At 67.3% G+C, this 22,704-nt stretch carries 22 protein-coding genes; 16 read left to right on the top strand and 6 right to left on the bottom strand.

The annotated features are described in order from the left end of the window. Positions 1 to 7 precede the first annotated feature (7 nt). The 8 genes from G7043_RS10130 to G7043_RS10095 all read left to right on the top strand — a co-directional run bounded on the left by G7043_RS10130 (position 8) and on the right by G7043_RS10095 (position 8,505). A complete protein-coding gene (locus G7043_RS10130; protein WP_166045313.1) occupies positions 8 to 607 on the top strand; it encodes an urease subunit gamma in 600 nt (199 codons plus the stop codon). Further along, positions 604 to 2,286, top strand: a complete 1,683-nt coding sequence (locus G7043_RS10125; protein ID WP_166045312.1) for an urease subunit alpha — start codon at positions 604 to 606, stop codon at positions 2,284 to 2,286. Before G7043_RS10130 ends, G7043_RS10125 begins: the two co-directional genes overlap by 4 nt. Next, positions 2,283 to 2,894 carry an urease accessory protein UreF gene (locus tag G7043_RS10120; protein ID WP_166045718.1) on the top strand — a complete coding sequence of 204 codons (612 nt, stop codon included), beginning with the start codon at positions 2,283 to 2,285 and terminating at the stop codon, positions 2,892 to 2,894. Before G7043_RS10125 ends, G7043_RS10120 begins: the two co-directional genes overlap by 4 nt. After that, positions 2,884 to 3,519 (top strand): urease accessory protein UreG, encoded by a 636-nt coding sequence (ureG, locus tag G7043_RS10115; RefSeq protein WP_313887784.1) that lies wholly within the window; start codon positions 2,884 to 2,886, stop codon positions 3,517 to 3,519. The genes G7043_RS10120 and ureG overlap by 11 nt, the downstream gene beginning before the upstream one ends. A 10-nt stretch (positions 3,520 to 3,529) precedes the next feature. Then, entirely contained in the window at positions 3,530 to 4,231 is a 702-nt protein-coding gene (locus G7043_RS10110) for an urease accessory protein UreD (protein WP_166045311.1), read from the top strand. Positions 4,232 to 4,386: 155 nt separating this feature from the next. After that, a complete protein-coding gene (gene pdxH, locus G7043_RS10105; protein WP_166045310.1) occupies positions 4,387 to 5,043 on the top strand; it encodes a pyridoxamine 5'-phosphate oxidase in 657 nt (218 codons plus the stop codon). Between the two features lie 207 nt (positions 5,044 to 5,250). Further along, a complete protein-coding gene (asnB, locus tag G7043_RS10100) occupies positions 5,251 to 7,185 on the top strand; it encodes an asparagine synthase (glutamine-hydrolyzing) (protein ID WP_166045309.1) in 1,935 nt (644 codons plus the stop codon). A gap of 57 nt (positions 7,186 to 7,242) precedes the next feature. Continuing rightward, complete coding sequence (locus tag G7043_RS10095; RefSeq protein ID WP_313887783.1) at positions 7,243 to 8,505, top strand: MFS transporter; 1,263 nt, start codon at positions 7,243 to 7,245, stop codon at positions 8,503 to 8,505. On the opposite strand, the gene G7043_RS10090 is transcribed toward G7043_RS10095, so the two are convergent. Next, positions 8,489 to 9,277, bottom strand: coding sequence for a hypothetical protein (locus tag G7043_RS10090; protein ID WP_166045308.1), 789 nt, complete (start codon positions 9,275 to 9,277; stop codon positions 8,489 to 8,491). The genes G7043_RS10095 and G7043_RS10090 overlap by 17 nt on opposite strands. Before the next feature lie 72 nt (positions 9,278 to 9,349). Here G7043_RS10090 and G7043_RS10085 point away from each other — a divergent pair, with 72 nt between their 5' ends. Continuing rightward, a complete protein-coding gene (locus G7043_RS10085) occupies positions 9,350 to 10,744 on the top strand; it encodes an APC family permease (RefSeq protein ID WP_166045307.1) in 1,395 nt (464 codons plus the stop codon). A 3-nt stretch (positions 10,745 to 10,747) separates the two neighbouring features. Here G7043_RS10085 and G7043_RS10080 read toward each other — a convergent pair whose 3' ends face one another. Then, on the bottom strand, positions 10,748 to 11,467 hold the full coding sequence (locus G7043_RS10080; RefSeq protein WP_166045306.1) for an AAA family ATPase: 720 nt from the start codon (positions 11,465 to 11,467) through the stop codon (positions 10,748 to 10,750). Continuing rightward, entirely contained in the window at positions 11,464 to 12,240 is a 777-nt protein-coding gene (locus tag G7043_RS10075; RefSeq protein WP_166045305.1) for an MBL fold metallo-hydrolase, read from the bottom strand. The genes G7043_RS10080 and G7043_RS10075 overlap by 4 nt, the downstream gene beginning before the upstream one ends. A 38-nt stretch (positions 12,241 to 12,278) precedes the next feature. On the opposite strand from G7043_RS10075, the gene G7043_RS10070 reads away from it, so the two are divergent. Both G7043_RS10070 and G7043_RS10065 read left to right on the top strand, forming a co-directional pair. Further along, positions 12,279 to 13,169: an aldose 1-epimerase family protein gene (locus G7043_RS10070; RefSeq protein ID WP_166045304.1), complete on the top strand. Its 891-nt coding sequence runs from the start codon at positions 12,279 to 12,281 to the stop codon at positions 13,167 to 13,169. A 60-nt stretch (positions 13,170 to 13,229) separates the two neighbouring features. Next, positions 13,230 to 14,441, top strand: coding sequence for an amidohydrolase (locus G7043_RS10065; RefSeq protein WP_166045303.1), 1,212 nt, complete (start codon positions 13,230 to 13,232; stop codon positions 14,439 to 14,441). Here G7043_RS10065 and G7043_RS10060 read toward each other — a convergent pair. Continuing rightward, positions 14,438 to 15,577 (bottom strand): acyl-CoA dehydrogenase family protein, encoded by a 1,140-nt coding sequence (locus G7043_RS10060; RefSeq protein ID WP_166045302.1) that lies wholly within the window; start codon positions 15,575 to 15,577, stop codon positions 14,438 to 14,440. The two genes, G7043_RS10065 and G7043_RS10060, sit on opposite strands and share 4 nt — an antisense overlap. An 83-nt stretch (positions 15,578 to 15,660) precedes the next feature. Between G7043_RS10060 and G7043_RS10055 the strand changes: the two genes are divergently transcribed. From G7043_RS10055 to G7043_RS10040, 4 genes are all read left to right on the top strand, one after another. Then, positions 15,661 to 16,251: a TetR/AcrR family transcriptional regulator gene (locus tag G7043_RS10055; protein ID WP_166045301.1), complete on the top strand. Its 591-nt coding sequence runs from the start codon at positions 15,661 to 15,663 to the stop codon at positions 16,249 to 16,251. Positions 16,252 to 16,257: 6 nt separating this feature from the next. Next, a complete protein-coding gene (locus G7043_RS10050; RefSeq protein WP_166045300.1) occupies positions 16,258 to 17,190 on the top strand; it encodes a carbohydrate kinase family protein in 933 nt (310 codons plus the stop codon). A gap of 225 nt (positions 17,191 to 17,415) precedes the next feature. Further along, on the top strand, positions 17,416 to 18,729 hold the full coding sequence (locus tag G7043_RS10045) for a citrate synthase (RefSeq protein WP_166045299.1): 1,314 nt from the start codon (positions 17,416 to 17,418) through the stop codon (positions 18,727 to 18,729). 70 nt (positions 18,730 to 18,799) lie between these two features. Next, positions 18,800 to 20,041 (top strand): cryptochrome/photolyase family protein, encoded by a 1,242-nt coding sequence (locus tag G7043_RS10040; RefSeq protein WP_166045298.1) that lies wholly within the window; start codon positions 18,800 to 18,802, stop codon positions 20,039 to 20,041. Here the strand turns inward: G7043_RS10040 and G7043_RS10035 are convergent. Continuing rightward, on the bottom strand, positions 20,031 to 21,212 hold the full coding sequence (locus G7043_RS10035; protein ID WP_166045297.1) for an ABC transporter permease: 1,182 nt from the start codon (positions 21,210 to 21,212) through the stop codon (positions 20,031 to 20,033). The genes G7043_RS10040 and G7043_RS10035 overlap by 11 nt on opposite strands. Next, positions 21,209 to 22,117 (bottom strand): ABC transporter ATP-binding protein, encoded by a 909-nt coding sequence (locus G7043_RS10030; RefSeq protein ID WP_166045296.1) that lies wholly within the window; start codon positions 22,115 to 22,117, stop codon positions 21,209 to 21,211. Before G7043_RS10030 ends, G7043_RS10035 begins: the two co-directional genes overlap by 4 nt. 129 nt (positions 22,118 to 22,246) lie before the next feature. On the opposite strand from G7043_RS10030, the gene G7043_RS10025 reads away from it, so the two are divergent. Further along, complete coding sequence (locus G7043_RS10025) at positions 22,247 to 22,699, top strand: YbaB/EbfC family nucleoid-associated protein (RefSeq protein WP_086666297.1); 453 nt, start codon at positions 22,247 to 22,249, stop codon at positions 22,697 to 22,699. The last annotated feature ends 5 nt before the right edge of the window (positions 22,700 to 22,704 follow it).

Below are 22,704 nucleotides of genomic sequence, written 5' to 3'. Positions count from 1 at the left end.
CAAACGGGTGCATCTGACGCCGCATGAACGCGACAAGCTCCTCGTGCACGTCGCCGCCGACGTGGCCCGCCGCCGGTTGGAACGAGGGGTGCTGCTCAACTACCCCGAAGCCGTCGCGCTGATCACCGACCACGTGCTGGAAGGCGCGCGGGACGGCCGCACGGTCAGCGACCTGATGGAGAGCGGCCGCACGGTGCTCGCGCCGGAGCAGGTCATGCGCGGGGTGCCGGAGATGATCGACTCGGTCCAGGTCGAGGCGACGTTCCCGGACGGCACGAAGCTCGTCACCGTGCACCACCCGATCGCGCCCTCCGCCGGTCCGGCTCCGGGTGAGGTCGTCGTCGGCTCGGAGCCCGTCGAGCTGAACCCCGGACGGCCGCGGGTGACCCTGGTGGTGGTCAACGCCGCCGACCGGCCTGTTCAGGTCGGCTCGCACTTCCACTTCGCCTCGGTCAACACGGGGCTGGAGTTCGATCGCGAGGCCGCGTTCGGGTATCGGCTGGACATCCCGGCGGGCACCGCCGTCCGGTTCGAGCCGGGCGTCGAACGCGAGGTCACGCTGGTTCCGTTGGCAGGCTTGAGGATTGTCCGGGGGTTGCAGCGATGATCGACCGCGAGCGCTATGCCGAACTGCTCGGGCCGACCGTCGGCGACCGGATCCGGCTCGCCGACACCGACCTGTTCATCGAGGTCACCGAGGACCGGTCACGCGGTGCCGGGTCGGGCGACGAGGTGATCTTCGGCGGCGGCAAGGTCATCCGCGAGTCGATGGGACAGGGCGTCGCGACCCGGGCCGAGGGCGCTCCGGACCTGGTCATCACCGGTGCGGTGATCCTCGACCACTGGGGTGTCGTCAAGGCGGACGTCGGCGTGCGCGACGGGCGGATCGTCGCGATCGGCAAGGCCGGCAACCCGGACACGATGGACGGGGTCCACCCCGACCTGGTCATCGGGCCGTCGACGGAGATCCTGTCCGGCAACGGGAAGATCCTGACCGCCGGCGGCATCGACTGCCACGTGCACTTCATCTGCCCGCAGATCGTGGACGAGGCCCTGGCGTCCGGGCTGACGACGTTGATCGGTGGCGGTACCGGTCCGGCGGAGGGCACCAAGGCCACCACGGTCACGTCGGGCGCCTGGTACCTCGACCGCATGCTGACGTCGATGGACCACATGCCGATCAACGTTCTGTTGCTGGGCAAGGGGAACACGGTCTCGCTCGAAGGGCTGCGCGAACAGCTCGCTGGCGGCGCCGGCGGGTTCAAGCTGCACGAGGACTGGGGCACCACGCCCGCCGCGATCGACGCCTGCCTGCGGGTGGCGGACGAGTCCGGCGTGCAGGTCGCGATCCACACCGACACGTTGAACGAGGCCGGGTTCCTGGAGTCCACCGTGGACGCCATCGGTGGCCGGTCGATCAACGCCTACCACTCGGAGGGCGCCGGTGGCGGGCACGCGCCGGACATCATCCGGGTCGTCTCGCTGCCGAACGTGCTGCCGTCGTCGACGAATCCGACGCGCCCGCACACCGTCAACACGCTTGAAGAACACCTCGACATGCTGATGGTGTGCCATCACCTCAACCCGTCCGTGCCGGAGGACCTGGCGTTCGCGGAGTCGCGGATCCGGCCGACCACGATCGCGGCCGAGGACCTGCTGCACGACCTGGGCGCGATCTCGATGATCTCGTCCGACTCGCAGGCGATGGGCCGGGTCGGCGAGGTGATCATCCGGACCTGGCAGACCGCGCACGTGATGTCGTCGCGCCGGTCCATGGACTCGAACCTGCGGGCCCAGCGCTACGTCGCGAAGTACACGATCAACCCCGCGCTGGCGCACGGAATCGCGTCCGAGGTCGGGTCGGTCGAGGTCGGCAAGCTCGCCGACCTGGTGTTGTGGGAGCCCAAGTTCTTCGGCGTGCGGCCGTCGGTGGTGTTGAAGGGCGGGTTCATCGCGTGGGGCGCCATGGGTGACGCCAACGCCTCGATCCCGACGCCGCAACCGGTGTGGGCGCGGCCGATGTTCGGTGCCACGGCCGGCGCGGCGTCGTCGGTGTTCTTCGTTGCGCCCGAGGCGATCGAGGCCGGGATCGGTGATCGCTACGCACGCCGGGTGCTGCCGGTTTCGTCGACGCGGTCGGTCACCAAGGCGGACATGGTGCACAACGACGCGATGCCGGACGTGCGGGTGGATCCGGACAGCTTCGCCGTGCACGTCGACGGTTCGCTCGTGGGGCCCTCGCCCGTCGCGGAACTGCCGATGGCCCAACGGTATTTCCTGTTCTGATGCTGACCGCGCTGATCCTCGCCGACTCCCGGTTCCCCGGCGGCGGACACGTGCACTCCGGCGGCCTCGAGGAGGCCGCCGCGCGCGGGTTGGTCGTCGACGAGCCGTCGCTGGAGTCGTTCCTGCACGGGCGATTGCTCACCGCCGGGTTGCTGGCGGCCGGGTTCGCGGCCGCGGCGGCTCGCGGTGAGGATCTCGATTTGCTGGACGCCGAGTTGGACGCGCGCACGCCGTCGCCCGCTCAGCGCGAGGCCTCGCGGGCGCAGGGACGTGGGATGTTGCGGGCGGCTCGGCGCGCCTGGCCGTCCGCGCGGCTCGCTGCCCTGCCGCGGGATCCGCACCAGCCGCTGGTGATCGGCGTGCTGACCGGTGAGCCGTATGAGGCTGCCTTGACCTGCGCGTACCTGGCCGTCAGCGGGCCGGCGTCGGCGGCGGTCAGGTTGCTCGGACTGGACCCGTTCGGGGTCAACGCGATCGTGGCGGCGCTTCCCGTCGAAGACGTCGCCGCGCGGGCGTGCAAGGAACTGCCCGCGCTCGGTTCACCTGCCTTGGATCTCCTGGCCGAGGCACATGTTCGACGTGAAGGGGTGCGTCTCTTTGGGAGCTAACCACGGGCCCGACCCGCATGATCACCACCACGGCGCCGCACCGCGGATCGGCATCGGCGGCCCGGTCGGCAGCGGCAAGACCGCGCTGACGGCCGCGCTGTGCCGCGCTTTGGGGTCACAGCTGGAGTTGGCGGTCGTCACCAACGACATCTACACGACCGAGGACGCGGACTTCCTTCGTCGCGCGGGCGTGCTGGACCCGTCGCGCATCGAGGCCGTGCAGACGGGGTGTTGCCCGCACACGGCGATCCGCGACGACATCACCGCGAACCTCGACGCGGTGGAGAGGTTGGAGCACCGGTTCTCGGGGCTGGACCTCGTGATCATCGAGAGCGGTGGGGACAACCTGACGGCGGTGTTCTCCCGCGGGCTCGTGGACCGGCAGATCTTCGTGGTCGACGTGGCCGGCGGCGACAAGGTGCCGCGCAAGGGCGGCCCCGGCGTCACGACCGCGGACCTGCTGGTCATCAACAAGATCGACCTGGCGCCGTTCGTCGGCGCGGACATGGACGTGATGATCTCGGACGCGCACCGGATGCGCGGCGAGCTGCCCGTCATCGCCCAGTCGCTGGTGGAGACGCCGGACGCGCCCGAGGTCGCCAAGTGGGTGCTGGCCCAGCTGTGACGGTTCTTCGATGAAGGCAGCAGCTCGGTTGGTGGTGTCGCTGGACTCGCACGGCAACAGCGTCGTGCGGGTCCTGCGGTCTCAAGCGCCGTTGACGTTGGTGCCCGCTCGGCGGGTGGGGCCGGTCGCGTTGGTGCACCTCGTCAGTTCCGTGACGTCACCTCTCGGGGGCGACTCCTTGGAGCTGACGGTCGAAGTCGGACCCGGAGCATCGCTCGATCTGCGCGGTGTGGCGGCGACGTTGATGCTGCCCGGCCCGACCGGTTTGCCCTCCTCGTCTTCGGTGAGGTTCTCGGTGGAGGGTTCGGTGCGCTACCTCCCCGAGCCGACGGTCGTGACGGGCCGGGCTTGCCACACCGCAGTGGTGGAGGCCGAATTGGACGGTCACGCTGAGTTGCTGCTGCGCGAGGTCCTGGTGCTCGGCCGCGTGGGCGAAACGTCTGGGTCCTTGTCGACCTCGGTGCGCGCAACCCGTTGCGGCAAGCCGGTGTTGCACCAACAGCTGGTGGTCGGAGACGCGGCGGTCGACTCGTCTCCGGCAGGGCTCGCGGGCAAGCGCGTCGTCGGAACGTCGCTGATGCTGGACGCGGTGGCGCGCGAGTCGGATGGCGGTGAGTGGTGGAACGTCGTTCCTTTGGCAGCGGGCGGAAGTCTTGCCACCGCACTGGGTGATGACGTGGTCACGGTCACACGTGTGCTCGACGCCATCTGACTCGATCACGGACTCGATACAGAACTGTTCTTTGTACGGACAGTCACCGTTCAGGTGGTGGCCATCACCACGCAGGCGGTTTCGGGATCGGTTCGCCGTGCGTATGGTCGCGGGTCCAGGGACCACGAGTTCTGCCGCCGCTTGGAGGTTCGCCGATGACGGAGACCACGAACATCGCTCTTCCCGCGATGCGCGTGTCCTACGAGCAGGGCTCGCTCAGCGAGTCGGAGCTTGCCGCCACCTGGCACGAACAGCTCCAGCTGTGGCTCGACCAGGCTTCCGGTGCTGGGCTGCCGGAGCCGAACGCGATGGTGCTCGCCACCACCGACACCAAGGGCCGGCCTTCCTCGCGGACTGTGCTGGCCAAGGGGCTGGACGCTCGGGGGTTGGTGTTCTTCACGAACTACACCTCCAACAAGTCGCACGATCTGATGGCTACTCGGTACGCCTCTGCCACGTTCCCCTGGTTCGCGATGCAGCGTCAGGCGCATGTGCGTGGGGTGGTGGAGAAGGTCGGGCCGGTGGAGACCGCTGAGTACTGGAACTCCCGGCCTCGTGGGTCGCAGATCGGGGCTTGGGCTTCGCCGCAGTCTCGAGTAGTGGGTGGGCGGTCCACTTTGGAGTCCGCGCTGCACAAGATCGAGCGGCAGTTCGCTGACACGGAGAGGATTCCTGTGCCGCCGCATTGGGGTGGGTGGCGGATTCGGCCTGAGGAGGTCGAGTTCTGGCAGGGACGGCGGGATCGGATGCATGACCGGTTGCGGTTCCGGTTGGGACGGGATTCTTGGCAGGTGGAGCGGGTTGCTCCGTAGGGCCAGCACGTAGAGGTTGTCGAGACTTTTGCGGATGGGGCGTCTCCTGTGGGCGGGAGGCGTCCCTTTTGCATGTTCGAGGGGCGCCTTCGCCGTCACGGTGAACCTGACCTCCGGTTCGCGCGTCCTCAGGCTGCGGGAAGTGCCCGATTTGTGCACGGGCATACTGGGTTTTCAGCCACAGCGAACTACGAGGTGCGATTTCACGTGTGCGGAGTGCTCGGACTCATCTGTTCCACCGAAGCCGCTGCGGCCTCCGCTCGCGGCTCAGTGGCCGCAGCGCTGCGCTGCCAGCGGCACCGTGGGCCCGACGAGCAGGACACCTGGGCTGATGCTGAGGTCGTCTACGGGTTCAACCGGCTCGGGTTCATCGACCTGGAGCACTCCCACCAGCCGTTGGTGTGGGGGCCGCCGGAGAACCCGACCCGCTACACGTTGAACTTCAACGGCGAGATCTACAACTACAAGGAGTTGCGGGCCGAGTTGGCCATGCACTTCGGGGCTCAGTTCAAGACGGAGGGTGACGGCGAGGCGATCGTTGCCGGGTACCACTATCGCGGGGCGGACTGGGTCAAGAAGTTGCGCGGCATGTTCGCCTTCATGATCTGGGACGCGCAGGAGCGGGTGGTTTTCGGCGCGCGGGATCCGTTTGGGATCAAGCCGTTGTTCTGGGCTGCTGGGCCTGGTGGGGTGGCGTTCTCGTCGGAGAAGAAGTCGCTGTTGCAGCTGACCGGTGTGTTGGGGATCAGTCAGGAGCTGGATCAGACGGCGCTGCAGCATTACTTGGTGTTGCAGTACGTGCCGGAGCCCGAGTCGTTGCACAAGGCGATCCGGCGGGTTGAGTCCGGGACGTCGTTCAAGGTTTCGCCTGGTGGGCAGGTGCTGTTCAACCGGTACTTCAAGCCGGTGTTCACGCCTCGGCCGGTGAACAGCGAGCACGAGGCTGAGGCGCTGCACGAGCGCATTGCCGAGGTCATGCGGGACTCGGTGGCCAAGCACATGATCTCGGACCCCGATGTCACGGTGGGCGCGTTCTTGTCGGGCGGGATCGACTCGACGGCCACGGCTACGTTGGCGAAGTTGCACAACCCGAACCTCATTGCGTTCACCAGCGGGTTTGATCGTCAGGGGTACTCCGAGGTGGACGTTGCCGCGGAGACGGCGGCGGCTATCGGGGTGCGGCACGTCGTGAGGACGGTGTCGCCGGACGAGATGATGGAAGAGCTGCCGCTGATCCTCTGGTACTTGGACGATCCGGTGGCTGACCCGGCGTTGGTGCCGTTGTACTTCATCGCCAAGGAGGCGCGGAAGTACGTGAAGGCTGTGCTTTCGGGCGAGGGTGCGGACGAGCTGTTCGGCGGGTACGTGATTTACCACGAACCGTTGTCGTTGTCGCCGTTCGAGAAGGTGCCGGGCAGCGTTCGCAAGTTGATGGGGGCGGTGTCCAAGAGCATTCCGGAAGGGGTGCGGGGCAAGGACTTGCTTCGGCGCGGGGCGTTGAAGTTGGAGGAGCGGTACTACGGGAACGCTCGCAACTTCAGTGATGCGCAGGTGCGGGCGGTGTTCCCGGGGTATGTGGAGGGCGTCGGCTTCCAGGACGTGACTGCTCCCTGGTACCGCGAGTCCGAGGGCTGGGATCCGGTGGCGCGGATGCAGCACATCGATTTGTTCACGTGGTTGCGCGGGGACATCCTGGTCAAGGCCGACAAGGTGACCATGGCGAACTCGATCGAGCTGCGGGTGCCGTTCCTCGATCCCGAGGTGTTCCGGGTTGCCGCCGAGGTGCCGCTCGACCAGAAGCTGACCGAGGGAACGACCAAGTACGCGCTGCGCAAGGCGTTGGCGAAGACCATTCCGGCGCACGTGTTGAACCGGCCCAAGCTGGGCTTCCCGGTGCCGATCCGGCACTGGTTGCGGGCCGAGATGTACGACTGGGCGCGCGGGATCATCGCGGACTCGCAGACCGGGCACCTGCTCGACAAGAACGCGGTGTACGCGTTGTTGGAAGAGCACAAGTCGGAGCAGTTCGACCGGTCGCGGCAGCTGTGGTCCCTGCTGTGCTTCATGATCTGGCACGGGATCTTCGTCGAGGGCCGGATCAGTCCGAAGGTGCCGGAACCGGTCTACCCGGTTCGTCTCTGAAGTGGTGTTGACGACAACCTCACGTAAAGGGCTTGTTAGTTGCCATAAGCTAACGAAGTGGCCACCCTGGGGAGAAGCGCGCGCTCGACGTTCGTGATCGACACTCGACCGTTGAAGATCGTCGCGTATCGCCGGTTGTGGCTCTCCACGATCGTGACGGCGGTGGGCTCCCAGCTCACCGCCGTTGCTGTGCCCAAGCAGGTCTACGACCTCACCGGGTCGTCCGCGTGGGTCGGCATCGCCGCTGGTGTCGCGTTGGTTCCGCTGCTGGTCTTCGGGCTGTGGGGCGGCGCGATCGCGGACACGGTCGACCGCCGCAAGCTGCTGCTCGTCACCAACATCGGCATCGCCGTGTCGTCGGTGCTGCTGTGGGTGCAGGCGGCGGTGAACATCGGCTCGGTGTGGCTGGTGATCGCGTTGCTCGGCCTGCAGCAGGTGTTCTTCGCGGCCAACGCGCCTGCTCGGCAGGCTTCGATCGCGCGGCTGGTGCCGGCTGAGCTGTTGCCGTCGGCCGGGGCGCTGGGGTCGACGGTCATGCAGTTCGGTGCGGTGCTCGGGCCGTTGCTCGCGGGTGCGTTGATGCCGGTCGTCGGGCTTTCGACGCTGTACCTGGTGGACGCGATCGCGCTCGTCGTCACGGTCTACGCGGTGTGGAAGCTGCCGCCGATGCCACCGCTGGACGGGGTGGTGCGGCGCGCGGGGTTGCGGGACGTGCTGGACGGGTTCGTCTACCTGTGGGCGCAGAAGGTGTTGCTGGCGAGCATGTTGCTGGACATCATCGCGATGGTCTTCGGCATGCCGCGGGCGCTGTTCCCGGAGATGGCTCAGCACACGTTCGGCGACCCGGCCGGTGGCGGGTTCGCGCTGGGCGTGCTGTTCGCGGCGATTCCGGTCGGCGCGGTGCTGTGCGGGCTCACGTCCGGGTGGATCTCGAACGTCAACCGGCACGGTGTCGCGGTGGTGCTGGCCGTGATCGGCTGGGGTGTCGCGATCATGGGCTTCGGCCTGGCCGGCTCGTTGTGGGTCGCGGCGGCGTTCCTGGCGCTGGCCGGTGCGGCGGACATGGTGTCGATGGCGTTCCGGGGCGCGATCCTGCAGTCGGCCGCGACGGACGAGATGCGCGGACGGATGCAGGGCGTCTTCATCGTGGTCGTGGCGGGTGGGCCGCGCATCGCGGACCTGTTGCACGGCACGGGTGGCGCGGCGTTCGGCACTGCCGCGGCGGTGACCGCGGGTGGGGTGCTGGTGGTCGTCGCGACCGTCGTGATGGTGGCGTTGCTGCCGACGATCTGGCGCTATCGCGTCAGATCCGAGGGCTGATCTCGTTCGACGGCGGGTCGGTGATCTGGATGTTGCCGCCCCAGTCGGAGAAGCGGGTCTCGTCGACGATCATCGCGTTCTGGAACTGAGTCGAGAACCTGATGAGCGTCGGCAGGCCGCTGGTGTCCAACTCGATCTCGGCGACCGCGCTCGAGACGTTCTGGTCGAGGGCGAGCTTGACCTCGTTGCGCAGTGCCTCGTCGGTGAGCGTGTCGTAGGCCTTCCGGTAGTCCACCAGGATCGAGTAGTGGGTCCGGTCCGCGACCTGCGTGGTCAGCCTGAGCTCGCCACCCGCCCCGATCACCGGCAGGTGGTACGTCGTGAAGACGGCCTGCTGGTAGATCACGTCGTGGAACCCGAGCAGGGTGTTGGTGAACTCGTCGGTGTCCGCGCGCTGCAGCTTCATCCACGGCTTTGCCGCCTGCAGACCGAACACCGGAGGCAGCTTCACGAACGCGGCGTCCTGCGTGGTCGAGACGTACCGCAGCTCCTCGGCCTTGCCGCCCGTCTGCACGGCGCGGGTGGTCGTCGCTTCGATGCTCGCGTCGCCGTTGCCGGTGAGCCGGACCGAGCCGTTCGCCGGGGCGGTGACCCCGCCCGCGGTCGGTGGCGCGATGGTGAAGTGGTAGGCCGCCTTCTCGTCGACCGCCTTGGTCACGGCGGCGACGAGACTCTTCACGTCGGGCTGCCGCTCAGGTGTGGAGGACGGCTCCGACGACGTGCAGGCGGTCAGCGCGAGGGCCGCGACGAGCAGAGTTGCCGTGCGTTTCATGGTTCCACCATATGGGTGAGGTCGGCGCTGAGCTGTCTTGGTACCCAGGCAAAACGGGCAGAATCAATTGGCATGGCTGAAGCGACTCCACAAACGGAGCAACCAGAGCTACATCGGGCAATCGGCCCGAAGCTGCTGCTGTTCTTCGTCGTCGGCGACATCCTCGGTACCGGTATCTACGCGCTCACCGGCAACGTCGCCGGCAAGATCGGCGGCGCGTTGTGGCTGCCCTTCCTGCTCGCGTTCGTGGTCGCGTTCCTGACCGCGTTCAGCTACCTCGAGCTCGTCGGGAAATATCCCAAGGCGGCCGGTGCCGCGCTCTACACCAACAAAGCGTTCAAGATCCACTTCCTGACGTTCATGGTCGCGTTCGCGGTCATGTGTTCGGGCATCACCTCGGCCTCGTCGGCGGCGCTCGCGTTCGGCCGCACCTACCTGCGGCAGCTGCTGGTCGAGTTCTTCGACGTCGCGCTCAGCCCGGAGTCGCTGGTGATCACCGGCATCGCGGTCATCTTCATCGCGGCGCTGGCGATCATCAACTTCCGCGGAGTGTCCGAGTCGGTCAAGGCCAACGTGGTGCTGACCTGCATCGAGCTGTCCGGCCTGGTGATCATCATCCTGATCGGCGCGTACGCCGTCATCGCGGGTGACGGTGAGCCCAGCAGGCTCACCGAGATCCACGTCCCGTCCGGCAGCAGTGTGATGCTCGCGGTCACCTCGGCGACGGCGCTCGCGTTCTTCGCGATGGTCGGGTTCGAGGACTCGGTGAACATGGCGGAGGAGTGCCGCGACCCGGTCAAGATCTTCCCGCGCGCGATGCTCTGGGGCATGGGCATCGCGGCGACGATCTACGTGCTGGTCGCGATCACTTCGTCGTTGCTGATCCCGTCCGACGAGCTCGCGAAGGCGGGCAGCAGCGCGTTGCTGAGGGTCGTCACCGTCGGCGCTCCCGGCTTCCCGCTGTGGATCTTCGCGTTGATCGGTCTGCTGGCCGTGGTCAACTCGGCGCTGATCAACATGCTGATGGCGTCGCGCCTGCTCTACGGCATGTCGAACGAGAAGATCATCCCGAAGTTCTTCGGAACCGTGCACCCGTTCCGCCGCACGCCGTGGATCTCGATCGTCTTCACCACCGGCGTCGCGGTGATACTGGTGTCGACCGCGGACATCGGCAAGCTCGGCGGCACGACGTCGTTGCTGCTGCTGGTGGTCTTCACCATCGTCAACGTCGCGTGTCTGGTGCTGCGCCGGGAGAAGGCCGAGCACAAGCACTTCAGGGCCCCGACGTGGGCGCCGGTGCTCGGCTCGATCACGTGCGCGTACCTCGCGATGCCGGTGTTGTCCGGCCGGCCGTGGGACGACTACAAGATCGCGGGCTACCTGCTGCTGGCGGGTCTCGTGCTCTGGGTGATCAACCGTGTGCTGCACGGCAAGGTGGAGATCCACCCGGAGAAGCTCGGCAAGTAGTTCTCAGTCCAGCAGGTGCCTCAGGAACCGGTCGGGCTCACTCAGGAAGTTCCGGGTGAGCGCGACCGGTTCCGCTGCGTCATAAGGAACTTCGTCGATCGCCCCGTCCGTGATCTCCAGGATCGCGGCGTCGCGCGCCGCGAGCAGGATCGGCGAGTGCGTGGCGATGATGAACTGCGAGCCCTCGTCGACGAGCTCCTTCATGTGCCGCAGCACGGTGAGGCATCCTTTGACGGACAGCGCCGCCTCCGGCTCGTCGAGCACGTAGAGCCCTCGGCCGCCGAACCGGTGCGCGATGAGGTCCATGAAGCTCTCGCCGTGCGATCGCTCGTGCAACGACTTCCCGCCGTACGAGGCGTGAATGCCCTCGCCGATCCGGTCGATCTCCGTCGCGACGTTGTAGAACGACTCGGCGCGCAGGAAGAACCCCGTCCGCGGCTTGCGGGTGCCCCAGCGCAGCGTCAGGTGGTCGCCGAGCGACGACTCGGTCGCCTTGGTGGCGAAGCGGAACGACTGCGAGCCGCCCTCCGCGTTGAAGCCGGCCGCCACCGCGATCGCCTCGACCAGCGTCGACTTGCCCGCGCCGTTGTCCCCGACCAGGAACGTGACGGGCTTGGTCAGCTCGATCGGGTTCCTGATCAGGTGCTGCACGACCGGCAGCGTGAACGGGTACCGGCGCGTGTCGTGCTGCTGGTCGAGCCTGATCTGGTGGATGAACGTCACGCCAGCCGGGCCAGCTCTACCGGGTCGTGAGCGCAGAAGATCTCGGCCTCGCCGGTGGTCTTGAGCTCTTTCAGGCGTTCCACGTTGGACAGACGCTGCGCGCGGATCGTCTCGGTCTGCTTGGCGGTGAGCTTGAGGGCGAAGATGTTGCTCGGCGGCGTCTCGATCTCGCCGCGGTAGAAGTACGCGTCGCCGGCGTGCAGCAGCCAGCCGTCCTCTCCCTTGACGGCGATGCCGGTGTGGCCGCGCGTGTGGCCGATGAGCGGCACCATCAGGACGTCCTCGGGCAGGCCGGGGATGTTCTTCACGGCCTCGAACCCGAACCAGTCCTCGCCCTCGGCCTTGTGCGTCTGGAAGTTGACGCCCTCGCGCTGGGCCTTCGGGTACCGCGCCCGTTCCTTGGCGTTCCTGGGGCTGGTCGCGGCCTCCAGCTCGGTGTCCAGCACGTGCACGGTGGCGTTCGGGAAGTCGCGCAGACCGCCCGCGTGGTCCAGGTCCAGGTGGGTGAGCAGGACGTGCCGGACGTCCTCGGCCCCGTACCCGCGCTTCTCGACCTGGAAGATCGCGGTCTCGTTGATGTCGAGGACCGGTTTGAGCAGCGTGCGGCTCAGCGGGTCGATGGTGCCCTTCGGGTTGGTCACCTCGTTCGTGCCGAAGCCCGTGTCGACCAGGACGAGGCCCTGATCGGTCTCGATCAGCAGGCAGTGGGCGACGATGCCGCCCGCGACCAGGGGCGGGCGCATCGTGGCGCAGTTGAGGTGATGAACCTTCACGAGCAAATCCTTCCGCTGGCCCCGTAGGCTTCAGCCTCATGTTGGGGATCTCGTACGAGGGTGCCACCGCCGTGATCACGACGGTAGGCGCGGGCCTGCGGTCTTTCGAGGTGGACGGCGTTCCGTATGTGGAGACGTTCGGGCCGGACGAGAAACCGCCGATGAGCGCTGGCGCCGTCCTGGTGCCGTGGCCCAACCGGACTGCTGGGGCTTCGTGGGTGCTGGACGGGGTTGTTCAGCAGCTGGAGGTCACTGAGCCGGCTCGGGGGAACGCGATTCACGGGCTCGTGCGGCGTCGGCCCTGGTCCGTTTTGGAGCACACCGGGTCGTTGGTGTCGTTGCGGGCCCTGATCGAGCCCCAGGCCGGGTGGCCTGCGGCTTTGGACGTCACGGTGTCGTACGCGCTGGATGATCGTGGGCTGACGGTTACGCACGGGGTCAAGAACGTTGGGGATGTTGCTACGCCGTTCGGGGTGGGGACGCATCCTTATCCGCGGGCCGGTCTTGCTGATACCGATTCTTGTGTTTTGACGTTGGCGGCTACGACTGTGCTGCCGTTGGACACTGCTCGGATGGTGCCTTCTGGGGCGGCTGTGCCGGTGGAGGGGACCGAGTTCGACTTCCGGGGTGGGCGGGCGCTGGACGGGGTTCGCCTGGACACGCCGTTCGGGGGCTGCGAGCCGGCGCGGGACGGACTGGTGCACCACTCGCTCGAGTCGGAGGACGGCGGCGTCGAAGTCTGGGCAGACCCCGCTTTCAAGTGGGTGCAGGTCTACACGCCGGACTCCTACCCGGGACGGGGGCGAGCCGTGGCGATCGAGCCGATGACCTGTCCGCCGGACGCGTTGAACTCAGGAGTCGACCTGATCTGGGTCGCGCCCGGTGAGTCCTGGGGCGCTCGGTGGGGGATTCGGCCGCTGGGTTCGTAGCAACCTGGCCGCAGATCTCGGGGTGGCCGACGGACCGGCTAACCGTTAGCGTTGCTAACCATGAACATCGCGATCACCGGGGGCTACGTCGTGCCCGTCGACGGGGAGCCTGTCGAGGGCGGCACCGTTCTCATCCAGGACGGGAAGATCGTCGCGGTTGGCATGGACGTCGACATTCCGGACGGGGTTGAGGTCGTCGACGCCGACGGGGCCTGGGTGTTGCCCGGCTTCGTCGAGGCGCACGGGCACATCGGCGTCCACGAGGAGGCCGAGGGGTGGGCCGGTCAGGACACCAACGAGATGACGGATCCTGTTGGGGCGCGGATGCGGGCGTTGGACGCCATCAACCCCGCTGACCTGGGGTTTGCGGATGCGCTCAGTGGTGGGGTGACCACGGCGGTGATCAAGCCCGGGTCGGGCAACCCGATCGGTGGGCAGACGGTCGCTGTGAAGTGTTGGGGGCGGACGGTTGACGAGATGCTCGTCAGGGAGCCGGTCAGCGTCAAGAGTGCGCTTGGGGAGAACCCCAAGCGGGTGTACGGGGACAAGGGGAAGTTGCCGTCCACTCGGCAGGGGGTCGCGGCGGTCATCCGGGACGAGTTGACCAAGGCACAGGACTACCTGGCCAAGAAGGCCGAGGCGGAGGCTGACGGGAAGGCCTTCGAGCGCAACAACACCCTGGAGATCCTGGGCAAGGTCGTCAGTGGTGAGCTGCCGTGGTGTCAGCACGCGCACCGGGCGGACGACATCGCCACGGCCATTCGGTTGTCTGAGGAGTTCGGGTACAAGCTGATCCTCAACCACGGTACGGAAGGGCATCTGATCGCGGATGTCATTGCGGACAAGCAGATTCCGGTGATCATCGGGCCGTTGTTCACCGCTCGGTCCAAAGTGGAGCTGCGGAACCGTGGGTTGCGCAATCCCGGGATTCTGGCGCGGGCCGGGGTGGAGTTGGCCATCACCACGGACCACCCGGTGGTGCCGATTCACTTCCTGGTGCACCAGGCCACGTTGGCGGTCAAGGAAGGGCTGGACAGCGACACCGCGTTGCGGAGCATCACGACGAACCCGGCCAGGATCATGGGGCTGGACGATCGGGTCGGTGCGTTGAAGCCCGGGCTGGACGGCGATGTGGTGATCTGGTCCGGGGATCCGCTGGACGTGATGAGCCGGGCGCTGCACGTGTACGTGCAGGGGCGCGAGGTTTACACGTGGGACGAGAGCAAGGGTGAAGGGGTCGTGGCCGACCCCTTCTACCGCGAGAGCGACTAGCGGAGGCCCCGGCCGATCACCAGGCGCTGGATCTGGTTGGTGCCTTCGAAGATCTGCAGGACCTTGGCCTCGCGCATGTAGCGCTCCACCGGGAAGTCGCGGGTGTAACCGGCGCCGCCCAGCACCTGGACGGCGTCGGTCGTCACCTTCATCGCCGCGTCGGTGGCGACCAGTTTGGCGATCGACGCCTGCTGGCGGAACGGGAGGCCTCGGTCGCGCCTGCGGGCGGCCTGCAGGTAGGTGGCGCGGGCGGATTCGACTGCTGCGGCCATGTCGGCCAGCAGGAATTCGAGGCCCTGGAACTCGATGATCGGGCGGCCGAACTGGGTTCGGGTCTTGGCGTATGCGACGGCTTCGTCCAGGGCGGCTTGGGCGAGGCCCACGGCGCAGGCGGCGATGCCGAGGCGGCCTGAGTCCAAAGCGGACAGTGCGATTTTGAGGCCGTCGCCCTCGTTGCCGATCAGGCGGTCGGTGCCGAAGTGGACGTCGTCGAACGCCAGTTGCGCGGTGATCGAGCCGGTGAGGCCCATCTTGCGTTCTGGCGTGGCGGCGGTGATGCCCTCGGCGTCGCCGGGGGCCAGGAAGCAGGAGATGCCGCGGCCCGCGTCTGGGGACGTGCGGGCCATGAGCGTGTAGAAGTCGGCGGCGCCGGCGTGCGTGATCCACGCCTTGGTGCCGTTCACGACATACTCGGAGCCCTTGCGGACGGCCCTGGTCGACATGGCGGCCGGGTCGGAGCCCGCCTGGACCTCGGACAGGGCGTAGCCGCCCAGCAGTTCGCCTTCGAGCATCTCGGGGAGCCAGCGGTCCTGCTGCTCGCGGGTGCCGAAGGTGGCTAGGCCGTAGCAGGACATGACGTGCACGGAGAGACCGACGGCGACCGTCATCCACGCTGAGGCGACCTCTTCGAGGGCCTGCAGGTACACCTCGTAGGGCTGCTCGCCGCCGCCGAACTCCTCGGAGTACGGCAGGCCCAGCAGGCCCGACCTGCCCAGCAGGCGGAACGCGTCGCGAGGGAACTTCTCGTTCTCCTCGGCGTCCGCGGCGTGCGGCTTCAGCTCGTCCCGCGCGATCTCCTTGACCAGCGCGATCAGGTCCTCGGCCTCTTGCGTGGGGAGCAACCGCTCGGCGGGCATCGTCGACCTCCGGTGTGTACTGGTAGTAGTACTGTAGGACGTACGCCAGTACAGTTACCAGTGAGTGTGGCAAGGTCCTCACCATGACGCGGGCTCTCACGCAGCGGCAGGCTGAGCTGCTCACCCGGTTGGAAGCGCTCTTCCTCACCGAGGGCTTCGGTCATCTCACGCTGGATGACATCGCGGGCAGGTTGCACTGCTCGAAATCGACGCTGTACGCGCTCGCCGGCAGCAAAGAACAGTTGGCCGTGCGGGTCGTCGGCCGGTACTTCAAGGGTGCCGCCGAACGCATCGAGAAGCGCATCGCCGGCCTCGACGACGTGCGCAAACGCATCGGCAGCTACCTCGCGGGGGCTGCGGAGGAGCTCAACAAGGCCTCGGCGGCGTTCATCGCGGACGTCTCGGACTTCCCGCCCACGCGTGCCACCTACGAACGCAACGCGCGCGCTGCGGCCGAGCGCATCAAGGCGTTCATCCAGGACGGTGTCGAGCGGCACGTCTTCCGCGAGGTGCACGCGGCGCTGTTCGCCGAGATGGCCGGGTTGCTCATCGAGAGCATCCAGACGGGTGTCCTCACAAAACGGGCAGGCGTTTCGGACGCCGAGGCGTTCACCGCGCTGGGCGAACTGTTGTTGGATGGGCTGCAGCGGAACGGGGCCTCCCAGAAGGAGTAGAACGCAGTGATCGTGGTTGCTGGTGAGGCGCTGGTCGACATGGTGCCGGTGGGCGAGGACGAGCTGACGCCGCTCGCGCCGAAGCTCGGTGGCGGGCCGTACAACGTCGCCATCGCGCTCGGACGCCTGGACGTGCCGACGAGCTTCCTGTCCAGGGTGTCGACCGACCACTTCGGGGGGCAGCTGATCAAGCGGCTGCACGCGTCGAACGTGGAGACCGGTCTGGTCCAGCGCGGACCGGAGAACACCACGCTCGCCGTCGTCGGGCTCGCCGAGGACGGCAGTGCGCGCTACGCGTTCTACGTCGACGGCACGGCCGACCGGCTCGTCGAGGATCCCGGGCCGCTGCCGCTGGACGCGAAAGCCGTGTCGTTCGGCACGTTGTCGTTGGTGCTGGAGCCCGGTGCGTCCGTCTACGAGACGGTGCTGCGGCGCGAGAGCAAGCGCTTGCTCACCGTGCTGGACCCCAACATCCGGGCAGGTTTGATCGACGATCCGGGCGCCTACCGCAAGCGGTTCCGGTCGTGGCTGCCGGACGTCGGGCTGCTGAAGGTGTCGATCGAGGACGCGCAGTGGCTCGCCGAGGACAGCGACGTGATCGAGATCGCAAGGACGTGGATTTCACAGGGACCGGCCGCCGTCGTGCTCACCAAGGGTGGTGACGGACTGTCCGTGATCACCGCCACGGGCCAGGTCGACGTGCCGCCGGTGAAGGTGGACGTGGTCGACACGATCGGGGCGGGCGACACGGTGCAAGGTGCCCTGCTCGCGTGGCTGCACGACCACGACGCGTTGAGCGTGGAGAAGGTGCGGGCGCTCACGAACGAGGAATGGACCGACGCATTGGCCCATGCCGGTGCCGCCGCCGCGATCACATGTTCGCGCGCCGGTGCCGAACCGCCTTTTGCGAGCGAACTCACCGCCGCGTTGGGTGGATAAAGCCGGGGATCGGACTACCGTGGGGTAGCCGCGCTAGAAACTGGCATTACGGATGTGATGCCGGTCCCATCTCACAGAATCGGTTCATACCGCTGCTGCGAGGCGGGCCTTCCGCCGACTAGCGTGAGTGAACTTGAAGACTCAGATCCCAACGGGGTGGTCCGAGACGACGGCAGGCCCAGCGTGGCCTGCCGCCACCCCGTCCGAGCGTTGAGAGGGACTTGAATGCCCGACGCGACGACTGCGCCGACCGACCCACAGACCGTCGCGCTGCGCCATGAGGGCGGAGAGCTCGAGATGAAGGTGGTGCCGGCGTCCGAAGGCGCGTCCGGCATCGAACTCGGCAAGCTGCTGTCGACCACCGGTCTGGTAACCCTGGACACCGGTTTCGTCAACACGGCCTCCTGCTCCTCCGAGATCACCTACATCGACGGTGACGCCGGAATTCTGCGTTACCGCGGGTACCCGATCGAGCAGTTGGCCGCGCGTTCGAACTTCGCGGAGGTCAGTTACCTCCTGATCTACGGCGAGCTGCCGACCGCCGCGCAGCTCGAGGACTTCTCCTCCAAGATCAGCAGGCACACGCTGCTGCACGAGGACCTCAAGCGCTTCTTCGACGGCTTCCCGCGTGACGCGCACCCGATGCCGGTGCTGTCCTCCGCGGTCTCCGCGCTGTCGACCTTCTACCAGGACTCGCTGTCGCCGTTCGACGCGAACCAGGTGGAGATCTCCACGATCCGCCTGCTCGCGAAGCTGCCGACCATCGCGGCCTACGCGTACAAGAAGTCGGTCGGTCAGCCGTTCCTCTACCCGGACAACTCCCTTGGCCTGGTGGAGAACTTCCTGCGGATGACCTTCGGCTTCCCGGCCGAGGCCTACGACCTCGACCCGGACCTGGTCCGCGCGCTCGACCTGCTCTTCATCCTGCACGCCGACCACGAGCAGAACTGCTCCACGTCGACCGTGCGCCTGGTCGGCTCGTCCGAGGCGAACCTCTTCGCGTCCATCTCCGCGGGCATCAACGCCCTGTTCGGCCCGCTGCACGGCGGCGCGAACAGCGCGGTGCTGGAGATGCTCGAGAAGATCAAGGCCGACGGCGGCGACGTGAAGGCGTTCGTCAGCAAGGTGAAGAACAAGGAGGACGGCGTCCGCCTGATGGGCTTCGGCCACCGGGTCTACAAGAACTACGACCCGCGTGCCGCGATCATCAAGAAGACGGCCGACGAGATCCTCAACAAGCTCGGCGCCGACGACCAGCTGCTCGACATCGCGAAGCAGCTGGAAGAGGCCGCGCTGAGCGACGAGTACTTCATCTCCCGCAAGCTCTACCCGAACGTGGACTTCTACACGGGTCTGATCTACCGGGCGATGGGCTTCCCGACCAAGTTCTTCACCGTGCTGTTCGCGCTCGGCCGGCTTCCCGGCTGGATCGCGCACTGGCGCGAGATGATCAACGACCCGGCCACCAAGATCGGCCGCCCGCGGCAGATCTACACCGGCCCGACCGAGCGCGACTTCATCGCGATGGAGAACCGCTGATCTTCACCGCTTCACCCGTGCGGGGCGCGCCTGTCATGCAGGCGCGCCCCGTTCGTTTTAGCGTCGAGTGGTGAGTTCTCCATCGCTCGTCTGGTTCCGCAGAGATTTGCGGACATCCGATCATCCCGCGATTCTTGCCGCCGCGGAAAGGTCGCCTCGCGCGCTCGCGCTATTCGTTCTCGACGACAGGTTGCTGAAACCGTCCGGACAGCCGCGAATCGATTTCCTGCACCGGTGTTTGCACGCGCTGAACGATGAACTCGACGGCCGGTTGATGGTCGTGCACGGCGACCCGGTGCAGGTGGTTCCGCAGGTCGCGCAGGAGATCGGTGCGGGGAGCGTCCATATCTCCGCGGACTGCGCGCCGTACGGGCGCCGCCGGGACGAGGCCGTCGAGGAAGCGTTGGGGGACATCGAACTCGTCCGCTCCGGCTCGCCGTACGCCGTGACGCCGGGCCGGGTGCGCAAACAGGACGGCACGCCGTTCAAGGTCTTCACGCCGTTCCGCAACTCCTGGCTGGAGCACGGCTGGCGCAAACCCGCGGACACCGACGCGTCCACTTTGGACTGGACCAAACCGGACCACAGTGTCGAACTTCCCGCTGTCAAAGAACAACTCCCGGACGCGATGAAGCTGTGGGAGGAGTTCCGCGACGAACGGCTGGAGGACTACGACAAGACCCGCGACCGGCCGGACCTCGACGCGACCAGCCGCCTGTCCGCCTTCCTGAGGTGGGGCGTGCTGCACCCCAGGACGTTGCTGCGGGACTGCGACGGCACGTTCCGCAGCGAGCTGGCCTGGCGCGAGTTCTACGCCGACGTGTTGTGGCACAGGCCGGAGACCGCGCGCGAGAACTACGACCGCAAGTTCGACAGGATGACGCACGACAACGACGTCGAGCTGTTCGAGGCCTGGACGCAGGGCCGCACCGGCTACCCGATCGTCGATGCCGGGATGCGCCAGTTGTTGCAGGAAGGCTTCATGCACAACCGGGTGCGCATGATCGTGGCGAGCTTCCTGGTCAAGGACCTGCACCTGCCGTGGTGGTGGGGCGCGCGTCACTTCATGAAGCACCTGATCGACGGTGACCTCGCCTCGAACCAGCACAACTGGCAGTGGGTCGCCGGTTGTGGCACGGACGCCGCGCCGTTCTTCCGGATCTTCAACCCGGCCACGCAGGCCAAGAAGTTCGACCCGGACGGCGCGTACGTCCGCAGGTACGCGCCGGACTCGCCGGACATCCCGCCGATCGTGGACCACGCGGTCGAACGCCAGGTGGCGCTCGACCGCTACCAGCAGATCAAAGCCTGAGCGCTTCGCGGAGCTTGACGCGAGCGCCCGTCCGCAGCACGGCGTTCGCGTAGACCTTGCCGCCCAGCCAGGTGATCGCCGCGATGGCCGCCAGCGCGAGCACGATCGCCAGGACCACCTGCCACGGTGTCGCCACGCCCATCGCCATCCGGCCCGGCATCAGGATCGGGGCGAACGGCGGCAGCAGCGACAGGAACGTGACCGTGGGGCCGGACGGGCTGCCGATCATCAGGTTGATGCCGGCCACGAACGCCACGATGATCGTCATGCTGATCGGCGTCAGCACCGACTGCAGCTCCTCCTGCCGCGACACCAGTGACGCGGCCGCCGCGAACACCGTGGCGTACAAGAAGAATCCCAGCAGGTACCACAGGACTCCGGTCAACAGCGCCGTCCCGCCGAGGGCTCCGGCGTCGATCACGTCGAACGCCGACGAAAGTCCTAGACCGACCGTGGAGATCACGAGTAACTGCAACAGGCCGACCGCGCCGAGCCCGATCACCTTGCCCAGCAACAACTGCCACGGCCGCACGGTCGCGAGCAGGATCTCGACGACCCTGCTGGACTTCTCCTCGACCACGCCCTGGGCGACCATCGTGCCGTAGACCAGCAGCGAGTAGTACAGCAGCGCGGCCACGATCAAGCCGATCGCGAGACGCTGACCTCGTTGCGGGTCAACGGGATCCAGTGCCGTCACGGCGACCTCGACGTTCGCCAGGTTCTGCGCGACCTGCTGCGGCGTGATGCCCGCCTCGGCCAGCTGCGCGACTAACACCTGTTGGCGCAGCACGTCGTTCAGCGCGGTCGTGAGCACGTCGTTGCCGGAGCCCTTGACGATCATCTTCAACGACGGTGGCGCACCGGTGACCAGGGCGTCCAGCTTGCCGTCGCGGACCTGCTCCTCGGCGTCGCCCGTCGTCGTGACGTCCCGCGTCTCGACGTCGATGCCGAACGACCTCGCCTTCTCCCGCAACGGATCCGCGAGCTGCGTCGCCTGTCCGGAGAGCCCGACGACGCTGCGCTGCTGGTCGTCGAACAACACCGACTGCAGCACCACGTACCCGGCGAGCACGGCGATGATCACCGCCGTGCCGATCAGGAACGACCTGGTGCGCACCTTCGTGACGAACTCTCGCTTTGCCACCAACGAGACGGCTCGGGCCGACGTCATGCGATCCTCGCCTCGGTGGTCACCACGTTGCGGAACAACTCGGTCAGCGAGGGCCGCTGCCGGGAGAACTCGTGCACGGGACCTGCTGCGAGCGCGGCGTGCAGCACGGACTGGTCGTCCACGCCGTCGGCGAGCTCGAGCACGCAACGCGTCCCGTTCTTCTCGATCACCCGCACTCCACCAAGGGTGGCAGTCCAGTCGGTGGTTGGCGACTCAACGACAAGTCGCGACACCCCGCCGGACCGGAGCTCGTCCACCGTTCCGACGGCGACCATCGAGCCGGCGCTCACGATGCCGACCCGGTCGCACAGCCGTTCCACCAGGTCGAGCTGGTGGCTGGAGAACACGACGGGCACCCCGGAGGACGCCTTCTCGCGCAGCACCTGGCTCATCACGTCCACCGCGACGGGGTCCAGGCCGGAGAACGGCTCGTCGAGCACCAGCACGTCCGGCTCGTGCACCAGCGCGGCGGCCAGCTGGACGCGTTGCTGGTTGCCGAGGCTCAGCCGTTGCACCTCGTCGGCACGCCGGTCGCGCAACCCGAGGCGCGCGATCCAGTTCTCCGCGCTCGTGTGCGCCTCGTTGGTGCTCATGCCGTGCAGCTCGGCCAGGTAGACCAGTTGGTCGAGCACCTTCATCCGCGGGTAGAGGCCGCGTTCCTCCGGCATGTAACCGATGCGGCGGCGCGTGTCGAGGTCGACGGTTCTCCCGTTCCACCGCACCTCGCCGGAGTCGGCCGCGAGCACTCCCAGCGCGATGCGCATGGTCGTGGTCTTCCCGGCGCCGTTGCTGCCGACGAACCCGAAGAGCTCGCCCGCACGCACGTCGAAAGACATGTCCCGCAGGGCGACCACCTCTCCGTAGCGCTTGGAGATCCGGTCGATCTCCAGCACGCCCTCAGGCACGGTGCACCCCTTCGTTAGCCCGGATGGTCGTAATCGGACTCAAAGTATCGATGAGCAGGGAACGAGTGAAACGATACGGGCGTCTACGGCGAATCGAACGAACGACCAATTCACTCAACGGGGGTGACCATGCAGCCCATTGACCCCGATCAGTGGCTCGCGCAGTACGGGGCCAAGATCGAGCAGGCGAAGCAGCACGCTGAGCAGGCCCGCGACCAACTCGGTGGTGTGGGCGGGAGCGCCAGCTCACCGGACGGCCTGATCACGGTGACCGTCAACGCCACCGGCGTGTTGACCGATCTCCAGATCAAGCCCGAAGCCCGCGGCATGGACCCCAGCGAGATCGCCTCCGCGGTGCTCACCGCCTCGGCGAAGGCCCAGCGAGACGCGTCCGGGCGGGTCGTGCAGATCATGACCGACTTCGTCGGCGACAGCCCCGCTCTCGAGTTCGTGAAGGCGCAGATGCCGAACGGATACGCGGGCGACGGAACCGACGAGGAAGAACCGAAGTCGGAGTTGGAGCGCAAGGACACGCGGCCCGACGACGAGTACTTCACCAACCCGCCCGACGTCATGGCCTGAGTGCA

The sequence above is a fragment of the Lentzea alba genome (assembly GCF_011067745.1).
GTDB lineage: Bacteria > Actinomycetota > Actinomycetes > Mycobacteriales > Pseudonocardiaceae > Lentzea > Lentzea alba.
Note: the sequence above shows the minus strand (reverse complement) of the source record. Positions and strands in the feature narration are given on the sequence as shown.